18 protein-coding genes are annotated in these 16,728 nt (G+C 65.3%); 15 read left to right on the top strand and 3 right to left on the bottom strand.

All coding sequences use genetic code 11. From position 1 onward, the window contains the following. The 3 genes from atpD to B3T59_RS21610 form a co-directional block, all read left to right on the top strand. The coding region (gene atpD, locus B3T59_RS21620) for a F0F1 ATP synthase subunit beta (RefSeq protein WP_287005092.1) at positions 1-943 on the top strand (943 nt) is incomplete at its 5' end. A 9-nt stretch (positions 944-952) separates the two neighbouring features. Then, positions 953-1,330: a F0F1 ATP synthase subunit epsilon gene (locus B3T59_RS21615; protein WP_287005091.1), complete on the top strand. Its 378-nt coding sequence runs from the start codon at positions 953-955 to the stop codon at positions 1,328-1,330. 235 nt (positions 1,331-1,565) lie between these two features. Next, positions 1,566-2,009, top strand: coding sequence for a DUF2550 domain-containing protein (locus B3T59_RS21610; protein ID WP_064862742.1), 444 nt, complete (start codon positions 1,566-1,568; stop codon positions 2,007-2,009). 36 nt (positions 2,010-2,045) lie between these two features. Here B3T59_RS21610 and B3T59_RS21605 read toward each other — a convergent pair whose 3' ends face one another. After that, positions 2,046-2,642, bottom strand: coding sequence for a cob(I)yrinic acid a,c-diamide adenosyltransferase (locus tag B3T59_RS21605; protein WP_064862741.1), 597 nt, complete (start codon positions 2,640-2,642; stop codon positions 2,046-2,048). A gap of 70 nt (positions 2,643-2,712) precedes the next feature. On the opposite strand from B3T59_RS21605, the gene murA reads away from it, so the two are divergent. From murA to B3T59_RS21545, 12 genes are all read left to right on the top strand, one after another. Further along, positions 2,713-3,969, top strand: a complete 1,257-nt coding sequence (murA, locus tag B3T59_RS21600; protein ID WP_039855512.1) for a UDP-N-acetylglucosamine 1-carboxyvinyltransferase — start codon at positions 2,713-2,715, stop codon at positions 3,967-3,969. 4 nt (positions 3,970-3,973) lie between these two features. Then, positions 3,974-4,282, top strand: coding sequence for an ArsR/SmtB family transcription factor (locus B3T59_RS21595; protein ID WP_005205714.1), 309 nt, complete (start codon positions 3,974-3,976; stop codon positions 4,280-4,282). A 202-nt stretch (positions 4,283-4,484) separates the two neighbouring features. Continuing rightward, a complete protein-coding gene (locus B3T59_RS21590) occupies positions 4,485-5,195 on the top strand; it encodes an energy-coupling factor ABC transporter permease (RefSeq protein ID WP_005205712.1) in 711 nt (236 codons plus the stop codon). Then, positions 5,192-5,587, top strand: coding sequence for a PDGLE domain-containing protein (locus B3T59_RS21585; RefSeq protein ID WP_005205710.1), 396 nt, complete (start codon positions 5,192-5,194; stop codon positions 5,585-5,587). Before B3T59_RS21590 ends, B3T59_RS21585 begins: the two co-directional genes overlap by 4 nt. Before the next feature lie 2 nt (positions 5,588-5,589). Further along, positions 5,590-6,366, top strand: coding sequence for a cobalt ECF transporter T component CbiQ (gene cbiQ, locus B3T59_RS21580; protein ID WP_005205708.1), 777 nt, complete (start codon positions 5,590-5,592; stop codon positions 6,364-6,366). After that, a complete protein-coding gene (locus B3T59_RS21575) occupies positions 6,363-7,121 on the top strand; it encodes an energy-coupling factor ABC transporter ATP-binding protein (RefSeq protein WP_005205707.1) in 759 nt (252 codons plus the stop codon). The genes cbiQ and B3T59_RS21575 overlap by 4 nt, the downstream gene beginning before the upstream one ends. Before the next feature lie 179 nt (positions 7,122-7,300). Then, complete coding sequence (mdo, locus tag B3T59_RS21570; RefSeq protein ID WP_287005090.1) at positions 7,301-8,593, top strand: NDMA-dependent methanol dehydrogenase; 1,293 nt, start codon at positions 7,301-7,303, stop codon at positions 8,591-8,593. Between the two features lie 147 nt (positions 8,594-8,740). Then, positions 8,741-9,997 carry an AAA family ATPase gene (locus B3T59_RS21565; RefSeq protein WP_287005089.1) on the top strand — a complete coding sequence of 419 codons (1,257 nt, stop codon included), beginning with the start codon at positions 8,741-8,743 and terminating at the stop codon, positions 9,995-9,997. A 15-nt stretch (positions 9,998-10,012) separates the two neighbouring features. Next, positions 10,013-11,539 (top strand): VWA domain-containing protein, encoded by a 1,527-nt coding sequence (locus tag B3T59_RS21560; RefSeq protein WP_287005088.1) that lies wholly within the window; start codon positions 10,013-10,015, stop codon positions 11,537-11,539. Between the two features lie 89 nt (positions 11,540-11,628). Further along, positions 11,629-12,816 carry an iron-containing alcohol dehydrogenase gene (locus B3T59_RS21555; protein ID WP_064862747.1) on the top strand — a complete coding sequence of 396 codons (1,188 nt, stop codon included), beginning with the start codon at positions 11,629-11,631 and terminating at the stop codon, positions 12,814-12,816. A gap of 95 nt (positions 12,817-12,911) precedes the next feature. Next, the gene (locus B3T59_RS21550; RefSeq protein WP_287005093.1) at positions 12,912-14,294 is read left to right on the top strand and encodes a MadS family sensor histidine kinase; all 1,383 of its coding nucleotides are present in this window, start codon (positions 12,912-12,914) and stop codon (positions 14,292-14,294) included. Continuing rightward, complete coding sequence (locus B3T59_RS21545) at positions 14,291-14,950, top strand: MadR family response regulator transcription factor (protein WP_005205696.1); 660 nt, start codon at positions 14,291-14,293, stop codon at positions 14,948-14,950. Before B3T59_RS21550 ends, B3T59_RS21545 begins: the two co-directional genes overlap by 4 nt. Before the next feature lie 70 nt (positions 14,951-15,020). Here the strand turns inward: B3T59_RS21545 and mftM are convergent, their stop codons facing one another. Next, positions 15,021-15,911: a mycofactocin oligosaccharide methyltransferase MftM gene (gene mftM / locus B3T59_RS21540; RefSeq protein WP_231894508.1), complete on the bottom strand. Its 891-nt coding sequence runs from the start codon at positions 15,909-15,911 to the stop codon at positions 15,021-15,023. Between the two features lie 543 nt (positions 15,912-16,454). Continuing rightward, positions 16,455-16,728 (bottom strand): hypothetical protein (locus B3T59_RS21535; RefSeq protein ID WP_287005087.1); only part of this gene is annotated, 274 nt, incomplete at its 5' end.

The following is a 16,728-nucleotide window of genomic DNA, read 5'->3' as shown; positions in this document are numbered from 1 at the left end:
CGCCGGCGTGGGCAAGACCGTGCTCATCCAGGAGATGATCACCCGTATCGCCCGTGAGTTCTCCGGTACCTCGGTGTTCGCGGGCGTGGGTGAGCGGACCCGTGAGGGAACCGACCTCATCATGGAAATGGAAGAGATGGGTGTCCTCCAGGACACGGCCCTCGTCTTCGGTCAGATGGATGAGCCGCCGGGCACGCGTATGCGCGTCGCTCTCTCGGCCCTCACCATGGCCGAGTACTTCCGCGACGTGAAGCACCAGGACGTGCTTCTGTTCATCGACAACATCTTCCGATTCACCCAGGCGGGCTCCGAGGTCTCGACGCTGCTCGGTCGTATGCCGTCTGCCGTGGGATACCAGCCGACGCTGGCCGACGAGATGGGTGAGCTGCAGGAGCGCATCACCTCGACCAAGGGTCGCTCGATCACCTCGCTGCAGGCGATCTACGTGCCAGCGGACGACTACACCGACCCCGCGCCTGCCACGACGTTCGCGCACCTCGATGCGACGACCGAGCTCTCACGTCCGATCTCGCAGCTCGGTATCTACCCCGCGGTGGATCCGTTGACCTCGACGTCGCGCATTCTCGAGGCCTCGATCGTCGGAGACGAGCACTTCCGAGTCGCCAACGAGGTCAAGAGCATCCTGCAGAAGTACAAGGAGCTCCAGGACATCATCGCCATCCTCGGTATGGACGAGCTGTCCGAAGAGGACAAGGTGACGGTGCAGCGCGCACGTCGCATCCAGAAGTTCCTCGGCCAGAACTTCCTCGTCGCCGAGAAGTTCACCGGCCAGCCCGGATCGGTCGTGCCGCTCGCCGACACCATCGAGGCGTTCGACCGCATCTGCAAGGGCGAGTTCGACGCTTACCCGGAGCAGGCGTTCAACAGCTGCGGTGGCCTCGACGACGTGGAGGCAGCCGCCGCCAAGCTCGCCGGAAAGTAGCGGTACGCCATGGCTGAGAAGTCCTTCCACGTCGAGGTCGTATCCGCCGACGCCGAGCTGTACTCGGGTGAGGCCACATTCGTCATCGCGCAGACCACGGTCGGCGAGATGGGTGTGCTGGCCAATCACGAACCGCTACTCGGACAACTCGTCCCCGGCGGGTTCGTGGTGATCGTCGAGGAGAGCGGCACCCGCAAGGCGGCCGCCGTCGAAGGCGGATTCATCTCGGTGACGGGCGAGTCGGTGACGATTCTCGCCGAGGCCGCAGAATGGGCCGACGGCGTCGACGTCAACGCCGAGAAGTCCGCGCTCGAGTCCGCAGAGCCCGGTACCACGGAGTACCACCGTGCGCATGCACGGTTGCGCGCCGCGGAGCAGATCGCCTGATCGAGAACGAGCCGATGCGTGCGGTGACGTCCTGATCTGGACGAAAACCGTTGCGTCACAATTGAATACGAGTCATCACGATGACTCGGTAGTCGTCTGCCGGCCACCCGCGCTTCGCGGGTGGCTGGCTGCGTCATACGGTCTACTGGCATGCTGGGGGAGTCATCACCGAAACAGCCCGTCGACAGCCCGCCGACATCTCGGTGATGCAACCCGCGCGAGGGAGGTTTGCCGCGTGACCGTTGTGGTCGTCCTGCTGATTCTGCTTTTGGTGGCGCTGGTTGTCTGCGGCCTGCTTGCATACCGACTACAACAATTGCGCAGCGCGGGAACCCCCGCGCTGTTGCGCGATCTGCCTGCCGAGCTCGACGAGGGCTGGCGGCACGGCAGCGTCCACTATGGGGACGAATCGCTGCGGTACTTCCGGCTCAGCTCGCTGCGGCCCGGTCCGTCACGCCGCTTCCCTCGCCACAGCATCGAGATCGTTGGTCGGCGGTGTGCCGCAGGCAGCGAGGGCGTCATTCTCGACGGGATGACCATTCTGCACGTGCGTGAGTACCACGACGACGACGAGCCCAGCGAGTACGAACTCGCGCTGACCCCCGACGGGGTCACGGCCTTCCAGGCGTGGCTGGAGGCGGGGGCTCCGCAGCGGTCACAGCGGCGTCGAAGCGCCTGACCCGTAACTCTGAGCCGTAATGCCCGAGCGCGGCACTCAGGGGCGGTGACGATCCCCGCCGGGAATCCAGGTCACGTCGCCCTCTCCGCCCGATCCGCGGTTGGCGACTCGGGACAGGATGAACAGCAGATCCGACAACCGATTCAGGTACCGGGCGGGCAGGACGGACGTGTGCTCGGGGTCGGCGTCGACCGCAGCCCACGCCGAACGTTCGGCTCGACGAGTGACTGCGCGCGCCTGGTGTAGAAGCGCGGCGAACGGGGTGCCACCGGGCAGGACGAACGAATTCAGGGCGGGTAGGTCGGCGCCGAAGTCGTCACACCACGATTCGAGGGCATCGATATAGCTCTGTTCGATGCGTAGCGGCGGATATTTGGGGTCCTCGACGACCGGTGTCGAGAGGTCGGCCCCGGCGTCGAAGAGGTCGTTCTGGACCGTCGTGAGCACGCCGGCGATCGCTTCTGGGATCTGCCCACCCAGTGCGAGGGCCGCGCCGATAACGGTGTTGGCCTCGTCGCAGTCGGCGTAGGCGACAACGCGCGCATCGGTCTTGGGTACGCGCGAGAAGTCGCTGAGCCCGGTGGTGCCGTCGTCGCCGGTGCGGGTGTAGATACGAGTCAAGTGCACGGCCATGAATCCAAATGTAACCGCAGGTCCAGTGCTGTGCGTCGAGCACTGGCGTGAGGCGGATAAGGTATCTCACGTGAGTGATCGGTTTCTGGTGTCCGGGGGAGCACGCCTGCATGGCGAGGTGTCGGTCGGTGGGGCCAAGAACAGTGTCCTCAAGCTGATGGCTGCGTCGTTGCTCGCCGAGGGCACGACCACGTTGACCAATTCGCCCGAGATCGCCGACGTCCCGCTCATGGCCGACGTTCTGCGCGGTCTTGGTGCTGTCGTTGAGATCGACGGTGAGACGGTCACGATCGAAGCGCCCGCAGAACCCAAGTACCACGCAGACTTCGACGCGGTGAAGCAGTTCCGTGCGTCGGTGTGCGTGCTGGGACCGTTGATGGCTCGGTGTCGACGCGCCGTCGTCGCTCTCCCCGGTGGCGATGCGATCGGTTCCCGACCACTCGACATGCATCAGGCGGGGTTGCGCGCGCTGGGCGCGCACAGCTCGATTGAACACGGCTGTGTGGTCGCCGAGGCCGACGCGCTCGTCGGCGCCCCGATCGCACTCGAATTCCCTTCGGTCGGCGCCACGGAGAACATCCTGATGGCCGCGGTGCTCGCCGAGGGTGAGACGGTCATCGACAATGCTGCCCGTGAGCCCGAGATCGTCGATCTGTGCGTGATGCTGCAACAGATGGGTGCGCGGATCGAGGGCGCGGGGACGTCGACGTTGACGGTCACCGGCGTCGAGCGGCTGCATCCCACCACCCACCGGGTGGTCGGCGACAGGATCGTCGGCGCGACGTGGGGTATCGCCGCGGTGATGACCCGCGGCGACGTCACGGTCAACGGCGTCAATCCCCACCACCTGCAGCTGGTGTTGAACAAGCTCGTCGACACCGGGGCCCGCGTCGAGACGCATCCGAATGGGTTCCGTGTCAGCCATGACCGGAGGCCAACCGCCGTCAACGTCTCGACGCTGCCGTTCCCCGGCTTCCCGACGGACCTGCAGCCGATGGCGATCGGCTGGGCGTCGATCGCCGAGGGGATGTCGGTGATCACCGAGAACGTCTTCGAGGCGCGATTCCGCTTCGTCGAGGAGATGGTTCGCCTCGGTGCGGATGCACGTACGGACGGCCATCACGCGGTCATTCGTGGCATCGAGAGGCTCTCCAGCGCGCCCGTGTGGTGTTCGGATATTCGCGCGGGTGCAGGTCTCGTCCTCGCCGGCCTGGTCGCAGACGGGGTGACCGAGGTGCACGACGTCGAGCACATCGACCGGGGGTATCCGCACTTCGTCGAGAATCTGCGGAGCCTCGGCGGCGAGATCGAACGCGTCACCGGGTAAGTACATGGCCGACACTGAGCACGCTCGCGGCGTCGACATCGCGGAGTGGTCCACCAGGTTCGACCTGTTGTCGGACCCGCACCGACTGGAGATCCTGCTGCTGCTGCACCGGCATCCGGGCATCATCGTCGGCGACATCGCCACCGAGGTCGGGCGCACCGAGACGGCGGTCTCGCAGGCGCTGCGCGTGCTGCGCCATCAGGGCTGGGTCACGTCGACACGCGTCGGACGATCGGTGAGCTATCGGCTCGACGACGAGACGGTCCACGATCTTCTGCACTGGATCGGTGCTGGCCACAACCCGCCCTCCTAGGCAACAGGCAGGTCGGTCGTCGAGGAGCGTCGTGTGGCCAGTGTCACACCTGACCGTTCGGATAGTCTGCCCGCTTCAACATCTGAATAAGTGGACAGATGTCGGTGCCGGACCTAACGTCTGACGCATCGTGTTCGTTCGGACTGCACGCCAACGGGTCTGACGGCACACTCGTGTTCACCCGTTGAAGGGACACCGCTCAATGTCCACCACCGTCGTCGCCATGCACATGAGCGACGGAATCATCAATGCGCAGACGTCGATTCTGTTTGGTGTCGTCGCCGCCGCGGGACTCGCATTCTGTGCGTGGCGCGCACGGACCGATCTGGACGAGAAGGCCGTACCGATGGCCGGACTCGTCGCCGCGTTCATCTTCGCCGTCCAGATGATCAATTTCCCTATCCTGCCCGGCGTCAGCGGGCACCTGCTGGGTGGCACGCTCGCTGCCATTCTGGTCGGGCCGTACACCGGTGCACTGTGCATCGCGATCGTCCTCGTGGTGCAGTGTCTGCTGTTCGCCGACGGCGGCGTCACCGCGCTCGGAGCCAACATCACCAACATGGCCCTGATCTCGACGTTCGTCGGGTACGGCGTCGCAGTCGGGTTGTCGCGACTCCTGCGTTTCCGACGCCACGGGGTGTCGCGGCTCGGCGCGATCGCGTTCATTGCGGCGTTGTGTGGAACCGTCTCCGCTGCAACAGGATTCGTCATCGAGTACGCGATCGGCGGTGCCGCGATGACGTCCCTGACGACTGTCGCGGGCTACATGTGGGGCACCCATATCCTGATCGGAATCGGTGAGGGGCTGATCACCGCGGTGACTGTCGTCGCCGTCGCCAAAGCGCGTCCCGACCTCGTCTACCTGCTGCGGCGCGAACGCGATGCCTCCGAGCGAATCGAGGTGGCGGCATGAGTATCGCCGCGTCAGAGTCGCGCCCGCCACGAGTGCGGCGTCGACACTTCCTCATCCTGTTCGCCGTGGTTGCGCTGCTGATCGCGGGACTGCTGTCCTACTTTGCGAGCAGCTCGCCAGACGGTCTCGATTCGGCCACTCTGCAGGGTTGTCAGACCGTCACGGTCAACGGCGTCGAGGAGCTGAAGGGGACCTGCATCGCACAGCACGCCACCGATCACGCGATGTCGACGTCGCCGCTCGCCGAATATGCGGTGAAGGGTGCTCAGTACACCAACGGCATCGCCGGGATCATCGGGGTGCTCGTCACTCTCGCGGTGGCGGTCGGCGCGTTCTGGCTGATCGCCCGCGCCCGTCGAACGAGCGTCGCGCCAGCGCAGGCAAACGACTGACGATGGGCGCCGGGCACGCACATCCGCTCTACCGCGACGTCACCTCGCGTGTGCACCGCGCGCCGACCGAAGTCAAACTGGTCTGCCTCGTGGTGTTCGTGTTCGCCGTGGTCGCGACGCCGCGCGAAATGTTCTGGCCCTATCTGGGCTTCGCGGCCATCGTGCTCGTCGTGTGGCAGCTCGCCCGCGTTCCGATCCGGTGGATCCTTCCACGGATGCTGATCGAGGTTCCGTTTGTCGTCCTCGCCGTGCTTCTGCCGTTCGCCGAAGGTGGGCGTCGCGTCGATGTCGTCGGCGTATCCCTTTCCGTGGCAGGGCTTTACGCGGCTTGGGGAATCGTCGTCAAGGGCACGCTCGGTGTCGCGGCGTCGTTGACCTTCGCTGCGACGACCCCTGCTCGCGAGCTGCCCGTCGCGCTGAGCAGGCTCGGGGTTCCGCGCACGATCACGCCGATCTTCGTCATGATGCTGCGGTACGTGGATCTGCTGTCCGCGGAGGTCAAGCGCATGCAGATCGCGCGCACCGCCCGAGGTGATTCTCCGCGCGCACTGCATCAGGCCAAGGCTGTTGCCGTGAGCATCGGATCGGTATTTCTGCGCTCCTACGAACGTGGCGAGCGAGTACACCTCGCGATGATGTCGAGGGGGTTCACCGGAGCGATCCCCGACATGCCCGGCGTGGCGACGTCGCCGCGCGCGACGTCTGCGCAGTGGACGCTGGTGTTGCTTCCCGCGGTAGCAGCCGTCGTGGTGGCGGCCACAGCGTGGAGTCTGGCATGAACGCGATCGACATCCGCGCCCTCCGATTCGCTTATCCCGATGGACATCTCGCGCTCGACGGCATCGACCTGTCGGTCGCCGAGGGCGAGCGGGTGGCAGTTCTCGGCCCCAACGGAGCGGGAAAGACCACCCTGATGCTTGCGCTCAACGGCGTGCTCCTGCCGACGTCGGGTTCGGTGTCGATCTATGGCTCACCGGTGGGGAAGTCGACGCTGCGCGAGGTGCGACGGCGCGTCGGTCTGGTGTTCCAGGACCCCGACGATCAACTGTTCATGCCGACGCTCGCCGAGGACGTCGCCTTCGGTCCCGCGAACTTCGGCGTCGAAGGACCCGAACTCGCGCGGCGGGTCGCCGAGGCGCTCGAGGCGGTGTCGATGACGCGGCACGCGGACGCCAGTCCCCACCACCTGTCGGGCGGACAGCGTCGACGAGGCGCCCTCGCGACCGTATTGGCTTGTCGCCCAGACATCTTGGTGCTCGACGAGCCCTCGGCGAACCTCGACCCGGTGGCACGGCGTGAACTCGCGGACACCCTGCTCACGCTCGACACGACGATGCTCGTCGTCACCCACGACCTGCCGTATGCGGCACAGTTGTGCGACCGAGCGGTGATCGTCGACGACGGGCGCGTCGTCGCCGACGATTCCGTCGACGCGATCCTTGCCGACACCACACTGTTGGCCGCGCATCGGCTCGAACTGCCGTGGGGTTTCGACGCGGAGACGTTGCGGCGCGCGAGGGCCGGTCAACGCTGAGGTGGGTACCTGTCCGGAAGGTCAGGTGCCGACCCGGCCGGGGGTCAGTACTGGCGGCAGTATCGGACGGTTCGGTCGCAAAGCACTTCTGAGGCCGGGTGTGACGCGCGTAACGTCTCGATCGCTCACCCACTCCCGACGCCACGTGTGTCGGCAGCATCGAGAAGGTCAGGTCAGAAATGCAGGTAGACGAACTACTCAAGCCGTTCCCCATCAAGGAATTTCATCCGTTTCCGCGCGCCATGATGGGCCCCGGCGCGCACGAGATGATCGGGCCGGAGGCGCTCAAGCTCGGCTTCAAGAAGACGCTCATCATGACGACCGGCCTGCGTGGCAGCGACACGGTCCACAAGATCGTCGAGTCGTGCAAGTACCACGGACTCGAGGTCGTGCTCTACGACAAGGTCGAGTCCAACCCCAAGGACTACAACGTCATGGACGCGGTGTCGCTCTACAACTCCGAGCAGTGCGATTCGTTCATCTCGATCGGTGGCGGCTCCGCGCACGATGCCTGTAAGGGTGCCCGTATCTCCGTCGCCCATGATGGACGAAATGTCAACGAGTTCGAGGGTTTCAACAAGAGCGAGAATCCCAAGAATCCGCCGCACATCGCCGTATCCACGACTGCCGGAACGGGTTCGGAGACTTCGTGGGCATACGTCATCACCGACACCACGACAGATCCCGACAAGCCGCATAAGTACGTTGCGTTCGATGACGCGGCTGTCACGACACTAGCCATCGACGATCCGGTCCTCTACTACGATTGCCCGGTCGCCTTCACCGCACAGTGTGGTTTCGACGTGCTCGCACACGCTTCCGAGCCGTACGTCTCGCGGCTCAACTTCCCGCCGTCGATGGGCAACGCCCTCTACGCGGTGAAGATGACGGCCGAGAACCTGCGCGAGGCCACGTGGAACGGTGTTGACCTCAAGGGTCGCGAGGGAATGATGTACGCGCAGTACATCGCTGCACAGGCGTTCAATTCCGGCGGCCTCGGCATCATCCACTCGATCAGTCACGCGGTGTCGGCCTTCTTCGACACCCACCACGGTCTGAACAACGCCATCGCCCTGCCCCGCGTCTGGGCGTTCAACATGCCGGCGATGTACGAGCGCTACGCCGACATGGCCGCGGCGATGGGCGTGGACACCCACGGTATGACGAAGGTGCAGGCCGCCGACGCCGCGCTCGAGGCCGCGATTCGCCTGCTCCGCGACGTGGGCATCGTCGAGCGTTTTGCCGATGTCAAGCAGGACTCGTATCCGAAGAACCGGCTGGGCCAGGGTCCGACGAAGTTCTACGAGGGTCGTCCCGACATCACCACCGATGCCGCGACGATCGACGCACTGACCAACCACGTCCTCGGTGACGCGTGCACGCCCGGCAACCCCAAGGAGTGCACGTTCGAGACGGTCCGGCCGGTCGTCGAGCACTGCGTCAACGGCGACCTCGACGAGCTCCTGCCGTAGGTCGGGAAGAACTCCGCACGGCTCGACCGTGCGGGCACGGCCCCGGATGACGGATTCCGCTGCCCCAAAGCGGAATCCGTCATCCGGCTCCACCCCCTACACAAGCCCGTCACCGCACCACCTCCCTTCCGAGCACAGGAGACGCCGATGTCCGTGCACTTCGCCGCAACCGACGACACATCCGCTGCGGGGGCCGACCCCGCTGACCGTTCACACTTCACCGATGTCGACGACGTGGTGACTCGATTCGCCGACGCAGGCTATCTCGCCGACCAACGCCTGGCGACAACGGTTTTCCTGCAGAGCAGACTGGGCAAACCCGTGCTGCTCGAAGGGCCTGCGGGAGTGGGGAAGACGCAGCTCGCCAAGACTCTCGCAGACGTCACGGGACGAGAACTGTTGCGGCTGCAGTGTTACGAGGGCCAGGACGAGACCACAGCGCTCTACGAGTGGGACTACGGCAAGCAACTGCTCTACACGCAGGTGCTGCGGGAGAAGATCAGTCAGGTGGTCGCCGACGCCGCGTCGTTGTCGGAGGCCGTCGACCGGATCGGCGCCGAGGAAAGCGTCTTCTTCTCCGAGCGATTCCTCGCCCCCCGCCCGCTGCTGGAGGCGGTGCGATCCGAGAAGCCCGTCGTGCTGCTGATCGACGAGGTCGACCGCGCCGACGAGGCGCTCGAGGCTGTGCTCCTCGAGCTTCTCGCCGAGTATCAGGTGTCGGTGCCAGAAATCGGCACATTCGTCGCCAACCACCAACCGATGATCATCTTGACCTCCAACAACACACGCGATCTGTCCGCAGCTCTGAAACGTCGCTGCCTGCACCTTTCGCTCGACTACCCCGATGCCGCACGCGAACTCGACATCATCAGGTCCAAGGACACCGGGCTCGCTGACGTCCTCGCCTCCAAGCTCGTCGAGATCGTCCGTGGTCTGCGCGATCTCGACCTACGAAAAGCCCCTAGTATCTCCGAGACGATCGACTGGGCGCGCACCCTCGCCGTGCTCGGCGCAGACGAGCTCAGTGCGGAGCTGCTGTCGGCCACGGCCAACGTCGTGGTGAAGTACGACAGAGACCTGACCCGGGCACTCGACGCGTTGCCACGGCTCGTCGACCCCAACGCTCAGGTGCCCGATCACCTTCACTCCCACGGACATTCGCACGGCCACTCCCACGGGCCGGGGCATTCGCATAGTCACGACGATCATGACCACGATCATGACCACGAGTCCACCGACAGGTCCGGAAAAGCTCGGCGCGCGGCGAAGGACGAGCCTGGCCGCCACGGAGATGAGTACTACGGGTCGCCCGGGGCGAAGAGTGACGCCGGAACGCGCACCGTGAGCGCGTCGCAGGGCAGCAGGTCGTTCAACGCTCGCGGTGCGCGCAAGCGGCCGGTCTAGCGGGGGAGTGCGCTGATGGAAGGTGCCGTACACCGATTCATCCGTCTGCTTCGCCTGCACGGCGTGCGGATAGGGGTGTCGGAGGCGATGGACGCGATGGCTGCCGTTGCCACGGCGGAGATCCTCGCCGATCGCGAGTTGCTCCGCTCTGCGCTGCAGGCCTGTCTGATCAAGGATCGTCGGGACGAGGACACGTTCGCGCGGGTCTTCGACAGGTTCTTCGCACTGCGACCTGTTGTGGAAGACGATGGCGGACAAGGCCATTCGCACACACACGACGACCTCTCCGACGAAGGCGACCTCGAGGAGTACACGCTCTCGGACGAGGTCAGCAAGACGCCCGCGCAGGGTCACAGTCACGGACCGCCGTCGAACATCCGGCAGTACTTCGATCCCGAAGATCTCGCCGAGCAGTACAACCTCCACCAGGAGGCCAACAAGCTCGACATGGCGTCGTTGACCGATGAGATCGTCCTGTCGGCCGATTCGGTTCCGAACTCCGAGCAGGCCGCGCGGGTCCAGCTCACCGTGTCCCGGCTGCACAATCCGGGTCGGCCGGGAGAGCTGGTGAGCGGCAACGCAACACAACTCGACGCCGAGCTGTCGGTCGCTCAGGAGATGGCTCTGCTCGACTGGCTCGACGACACCGAGGGACTCGACGGAGCGCAACCAGACCCCGAGGAACTCGCGGCCCTGCGCAGCGCGCTCGCGGGTCTGCTCGACGGCCTACCGGAGAGACTTCGCGATCACCTCGAGCAACTGATGGCCACCGACCACGAGCTCGAGGACCGCGAGATCAAGGCGAGTGTGCGCGACGCGATCGGAGAGCAGGAGCGCGCAAGCCTCGAGGAGTCCGTGCGACGACTCATCCGCAGCCTGCACGGCGCGCCACGATCGCGACGGAAGGTGGCCGCGAGGGGCACGGTCGACGCCGCGCGCACGATGCGCGCGAACCTTCGATTCGACGGCGTCCCGTTCCGGCCGATCACCGTCGCCAAGGTCGAGGACCGACCGAGCCTGTTGATCCTCGCCGACGTCTCGCTGTCGGTGCGTTCGACGACGAGGTTCACCCTGCAACTCGTCCACGGGTTGCAGAGCATGGTCGCGCACGTCCGATCGTTCGCCTTCGTGTCCGACCTCGTCGAGATCACCGACCTCTTCGCCGAGCACCCTGCCGAGGAAGCGCTGTCGCTCGTCGTGTCGGGCCTGCCGGCGGGCGGCGTGCTCGACGTCGACGCCGATTCGGACTACGGCAACGCGCTGCAGACATTCCTCGACGAGTACGGTGGCGCCATCACCAGGAGGACGACGGTCATCGTGCTCGGCGACGGCCGCAACAACGGGAAGGATCCGAACCTCGGTGCGTTCGAGGAGATCAGTCGACGTGCACGTGAAACCATCTGGCTGACGCCGGAGCCCGCGTTCTCATGGGGCCTCGGTTCGTGCGATCTCCCCGCATACGCCACGTACTGCGACCGTGTGAACGTCGTCCACGATCTCGCCGAATTGGAGCAGGTCTCGGTTGCGGCTTCGGGCGCGTGAGTGATGGCATCACGCGTAGGATTCGGGCCGGAAGACAACGCTGCGATGGGTAGGTGACAGGCGTGGGGATTGACGTCGTCGACACCCGCGTGCCCAGCACTGTTCGGGATACGCGGGCGGCGCGCGGCGGAGGCGTGCACATCGCCAAGTTCCACACACCGGAGATCATCATCGGGCCGGGGTCGCTCGCCGAGGTGCCGCGCGCGGCCGCGGGCCTCGGTATGCGTCGCCTGCTGATCGTCTCCGACCGCGGACTGGTGGCAACTCCGTGGTATCCCCAACTGGCACAAGCACTTCACTCCGAGCGACTGTCGGTGTCGTCATTCACCGACGTATCGGCGAATCCGCGCGCTCCCGAGATCGTCGCGGGCTTCGCGAGGTACGAGGAGAGCGGTGCCGACGGCATCGTCGCTCTCGGCGGTGGGTCGGTGATCGACGCAGCCAAGGGGATCGCGATTCTGGCCGCGAACGGCGGACACATCCTCGAGTACGAGGGGATCGATCGCGCCCGTCGGCCGCTGCCCCCGTTGATCGCCGCACCGACCACGGCGGGAAGCGGTTCGGACGTCTCGCAGTTCTGCATCGTCAACGACGTCGACCGCATGACCAAGGTGACCATCATCGGTCGCGGCTTGGTGCCCGACGTCTCTGTGGTCGACCCACGCACGTTTGCCTCGCTACCCGCAGATGTTGCCGCGCAGTCGGGCATGGACGCCATCACCCACTGCCTCGAGGCATACGCATCGCTTGCGCACAATCGGCTCAGCGATCGCGCGGCACTGAGCTCGATCGGCACCGCGTGGCGCAGCATCGAGAGGTTTGTCGACGATCCGTCCGATCCCGACAGCGGAACCGACATGGCGTATGCGGCGCTCGAGGCGGGCATGGCGTTCACCAACGCGATTCTCGGGGCCACCCACGCCATGAGCCACCCCGTCGGGGGACTGTGCGACGCCGCGCACGGCGCGATCAATGCGGTGCTCCTACCGCATGTCATCCGGTTCAACGCGGAGATCGACCCGACGCCCTACGTCGAACTCGCCGACGCGGTGGGTGTCCGGGGCGGCTCGCCCCGTGCCGTCGCTGAGCGACTCGCCGACGAGGTCGCGTCGTTGTCGCGCAGGGTCGGACTGCCCGGCGACCTCAGATCACTCGGCGTGCGCGACGAACACGTCGCGGTGCTCACGGCGAACGCGCTGCTCGACGCCTGTATGACGACCAACCCGCGCAAACCGACCGCAGACGACGTCGCGCGTATCTATCGCGAGGCACTGTGACCACCGGCGCCCAGCCCGAGGGGTACGGGCCTGGCGTTGAAGGATCAGGGGCCGGTGGGTCTGGAGTTGACGGGTCTGGCCAGTACGGGCCCGAACTGGACTCGCTGGTCGGGCTGCATTCGGTCAAGGGCTCGCACTATGCGCAGTATCGGGGCGTCGAGCAGCGACTCACGCGCGTGGTCGGCGCGCTCGATCGCATCTCGCGGGCGCTCGTGCAAACCGCCGAAGGCCCCGAAAACCTCGTCCTCTCGGTGGTCCGTGCTGTGCGTGAGCACCTCGACGCCGACTGGGTGGTGTTTGCCCTCAGCGACGGCGAACTCGAGCGCACGGGGCCACGGCACCTGATGATGAGCGGCGACGGAACCATCTACGCGTTCGAGGGCGTGCAAGCCGCGCGCACACCGAGTCACCTTCCCGACGAGGTGCTCAATCGGCTCAACGACGTCCTCCGCAATCAGATGGGCGAGCTGAGCCGACCAGTGGTCACAGCGCACCACCTCCATGTGCCGGTGCACCTCGACGGCCGCGTCGTCGGTGGACTCTCGGCATGGACCCCGGATCATCATGTCGTCGACTCCGCCGACCTCGTCGTGATGCGCATTCTCGCCAGACAGGCGATGGTCGCCCTCCTGAATGCCTCGCTGCTCGAGGAGAGCCGGCATCAGCTCGCGCGTGCCGAGGATGCCTACGCCAAAGCGCGTGAGCAGGCGACTGACCTTGCCGTCCGAAACGCGGAACTTCAACGGACACAACGAGAATTGTCCGCCGTGATGCGCCAGCGTCTGGTCACCGAGGAACGCGAGCGCATCGCCCGCGAACTCCACGACTCCGTCACGCAGTCGGTGCTGTCGGCAGGCGTTCAGATCGAGGTGTGTCGGATCGAGTCCGACGCCGCGACGGCCGCGCGTCTCGAGGTCGCGGGGAAATTGACGCGCGACGCCGTCGAACAGTTGCGTTCGGTCATCTACGCGCTCAATCAGTCGCCGTCGGTCGAGGGGTTGAGTCTCGGCGAGGTGCTCGACGAACTGTGTTCGATGCACATGCCCGCCGATCTCGACACCGACGTCCGCGTCGTCGGACGCCCGCGTGATGTCCCAGATGACGTGCAACACGCCGTACTGCGGATCGCGGGCGAGGCGCTGTTCAACACCGCGGTGCACGCCGGGGCACAGACTGCGCGCGTGGTCCTCACCTACGCCGACGACCACGTCGGCCTGGCTGTCGACGACGACGGCGGGGGAGACCCAGGGCATCTTCGGCGAGTGATGCGCGCGGCGATGCTCGGCGACCTCGCCGGCAGGCACCGAGGGCTGGCCAACATGGCCGCGCGTGCGGATCAGTTGGGTGGCGAGGTCCGTGTCCGTCGTTCGCGACTCGGTGGGATACGCATTGCAGCCACATTGCCCGACGTCGCGTCGGCGTCGACGGGTCACACGCGGAGCGGGTCAGGGTCTCGACACGAGGAGGTTGTGCGATGAATTCCACCGAGGTCAGTACCGGCTCGATTCGGGCCATGCTGGTCGACGACCATGCGCTGCTACGGGCGGGCATACGCTCACTGCTTGAGCGTGAGGACACGATATCCGTTGTCGGAGAAGCTGGTTCGTTCGACCACGCGCTCGCAGAAGTCGCACGGTGCCGCCCGGATGTGGTTGTCGTCGATCTCAAGCTGACGGCAGGCACCGAGTACGAGGGGCTGCGACTCATCACCGAGATCGCGCAGCGGCACAGTGATGTGGCCAGTCTGGTGCTCACCACGTTCCTCGATGACGACCTCGTCGTGCGTGCGGTGAAGGCCGGGGCACGTGGATACGTGGTCAAGGATGTCGATACGACCGAACTCGTGCGGGCGATCCAGGCCGTTTCGGGTGGTGGCAGCGCATTCGATCCGCGAAGCGCGGCAATCGTGCTGCGGACGGTATCGGGCGGCGGAGAGAGTCCCGAGGCACTGACCGAGCGCGAGCGCGAGGTGCTCCGGCTACTGGCGGACGGACTGAGCAACAAGCGGATCGGCGAGACGCTGTTCATCTCGGAATCGACGGTGAAGTTCCACATTCGCAACATCATTCGCAAACTCGGGGTCACCAAACGCACCGACGCGGTCTACATCGCCAGCAAGCGGGGCCTCATTTGAGTTGGGGCCTGAGTCGGCGTCCGCCCGCTAATGGCGCTGTCGGCTCTAGCCGCTAATGACGCTGTCGGCTCTAGCTGGCTCGAGGTGTGAGGATCAACCACCCGCCGTGGTCGTCGAGTATCTCCGCGCCCGCATGATCGACGTGTCCCGCCCAGTCGACGAGGTCGCATTCACGCAGGCAGCTGAGGTGCCCGAAGTGTGGACTCGGCTCGTCTTCGTAGGGGACGGCGACAATCACGCGTCTACGGGCGACCCGCAGAGCTTCTGCAAGCGCTCGCTGTCTTTCGTCACGTGACAAATGTTCGAGCAGGTGAATGAGGGTGACGGTGTCGACCGAATCGTCGGCGAAGGGGAGATCGGTCGCGTTCGCAACAATCGCGTCGACAACGGTTCGACGTCGCGTGGCGGCCGCCCGCAGGAGGTTGATCGCACCAGACGAGATGTCGCACGCGCTGACCTCGAGTCCACTTTCGGCGCACTGCAGTGCGAGGAACCCGAAGCAGCAGCCGACCTCGAGCACGGTCGAACCCGACACCAGGCTGCGAGCTCGACGATGGACGGCGCTGAAGGAGGCGATACCGGTGACGAGATCTCGCAGCGAGTTGTCATAGAACGACGCCCACGCGACGCCGTCGGAGGCGGCAGACGACCGAATCAGTCCGACCGCGGCCTCCTCGAACTCCCACTGGCCGGCGAGCGCGCCGTCTTCGACGAGGCAGATCAGGGCCGTCACCATGACATCGTCGGAGATCAGATCGCTGGTGAACGGATGGCGGATGTCGACCAACGTGGTTCCGTCCTGCGCAGTAGTCCGACGCCACCACAGCGAACCGCATCGTCGGAAGCCCTCGGCAGCGAGAACCCCGGTAGCCGGCTCGGCCCGACGCACAGTGATGGTGCTGGTCGTAGGTGTGCCCGCGCTCCTGGTGTCTGCGCTCCTGATCTCTGGGGCCATGGTCATACCTCGAACGGTAGGAGCCGACCCGCGCACGCGTAACTGACCTGTCAGGCGAGGTCACTGACCGAAAGTATGGGTTTCCGACTCGGATGCGTGTCGATGAACTCGCTGGTAGACGCCTCGCGCAAGGTCCACTGGGACGCCGAAAGACAGCTGGCCAGCGCAGAATGACGCAGATCACATTCACCGATTTTGGGGGCTCAGGCGTGAATTCGACGCTGCGGGGCGCGGCCTGACCGCTCGTGACCTGCGGAAACGTGCGTGGGCGCACGTGCTGACCAGGCGATTTGACCCTCGCCGACGCATTGCGTAACTTTCTTCGAGTCAGCGCGCCACGGCGCCGCCCCGGACGGCCTCCTGAGAGGGAAAGTCACGGGGAAGGGAAACCGGGTTCAGCGCAGACCAACCCCCGAGAAATCACACCGGGTGCCTCGTGCGCCCGCAACGAGATCACGGGAACCAGATGACTCCCAAACGAGAAACAACACGGAGTTGCGGATCGTCGAGAGCGTCTGGTAGGCTGGAAGAGTTGCTCCGGAAACGGGGTTAACATCCTCCAAACGGAACAAGCTTGCTGGTCAAGCCCTTTTCAGGGGTAGCGTCAGCAGGTGTGCGTTCTTTGAGAACTCGATAGTGTGTGATGAATTGTTTGATGCCATATTTTGGCATCGTGTGTCCAAGTTTCTGGATTATGTGATGATTTATTTTGTGACGCTCAGGTCTTTGGGTCTGGGTGTTGCTAGTTTTTGTTTGGTCAGGTTTTTGTCTCTCTGGCTGAGATTGTGTTGAAAATTCTGCCGGCTGTATGGTTGGCGGGTTT

Origin of the sequence: Gordonia sp. UBA7860 (assembly GCF_002500165.1) — a bacterium.
Taxonomy (GTDB): domain Bacteria; phylum Actinomycetota; class Actinomycetes; order Mycobacteriales; family Mycobacteriaceae; genus Gordonia; species Gordonia sputi.
Note: the sequence above shows the minus strand (reverse complement) of the source record. Positions and strands in the feature narration are given on the sequence as shown.

Bases quoted from the DNA above. Each gene is read 5' to 3' on its own strand.
- B3T59_RS21595 (WP_005205714.1), top strand. From the start codon at position 3,974: ATGGCCGACACTGAGCACGCTCGCGGCGTCGACATCGCGGAGTGGTCC.
- B3T59_RS21565 (WP_287005089.1), top strand. From the start codon at position 8,741: ATGTCCGTGCACTTCGCCGCAACCGACGACACATCCGCTGCGGGGGCC.
- mftM (WP_231894508.1), bottom strand. From the start codon at position 15,911: ATGACCATGGCCCCAGAGATCAGGAGCGCAGACACCAGGAGCGCGGGC.
- B3T59_RS21545 (WP_005205696.1), top strand. From the start codon at position 14,291: ATGAATTCCACCGAGGTCAGTACCGGCTCGATTCGGGCCATGCTGGTC.
- B3T59_RS21605 (WP_064862741.1), bottom strand. From the start codon at position 2,642: ATGGCCGTGCACTTGACTCGTATCTACACCCGCACCGGCGACGACGGC.
- B3T59_RS21575 (WP_005205707.1), top strand. From the start codon at position 6,363: ATGAACGCGATCGACATCCGCGCCCTCCGATTCGCTTATCCCGATGGA.
- B3T59_RS21590 (WP_005205712.1), top strand. From the start codon at position 4,485: ATGTCCACCACCGTCGTCGCCATGCACATGAGCGACGGAATCATCAAT.
- mdo (WP_287005090.1), top strand. From the start codon at position 7,301: ATGCAGGTAGACGAACTACTCAAGCCGTTCCCCATCAAGGAATTTCAT.
- B3T59_RS21615 (WP_287005091.1), top strand. From the start codon at position 953: ATGGCTGAGAAGTCCTTCCACGTCGAGGTCGTATCCGCCGACGCCGAG.
- B3T59_RS21560 (WP_287005088.1), top strand. From the start codon at position 10,013: ATGGAAGGTGCCGTACACCGATTCATCCGTCTGCTTCGCCTGCACGGC.
- cbiQ (WP_005205708.1), top strand. From the start codon at position 5,590: ATGGGCGCCGGGCACGCACATCCGCTCTACCGCGACGTCACCTCGCGT.
- B3T59_RS21585 (WP_005205710.1), top strand. From the start codon at position 5,192: ATGAGTATCGCCGCGTCAGAGTCGCGCCCGCCACGAGTGCGGCGTCGA.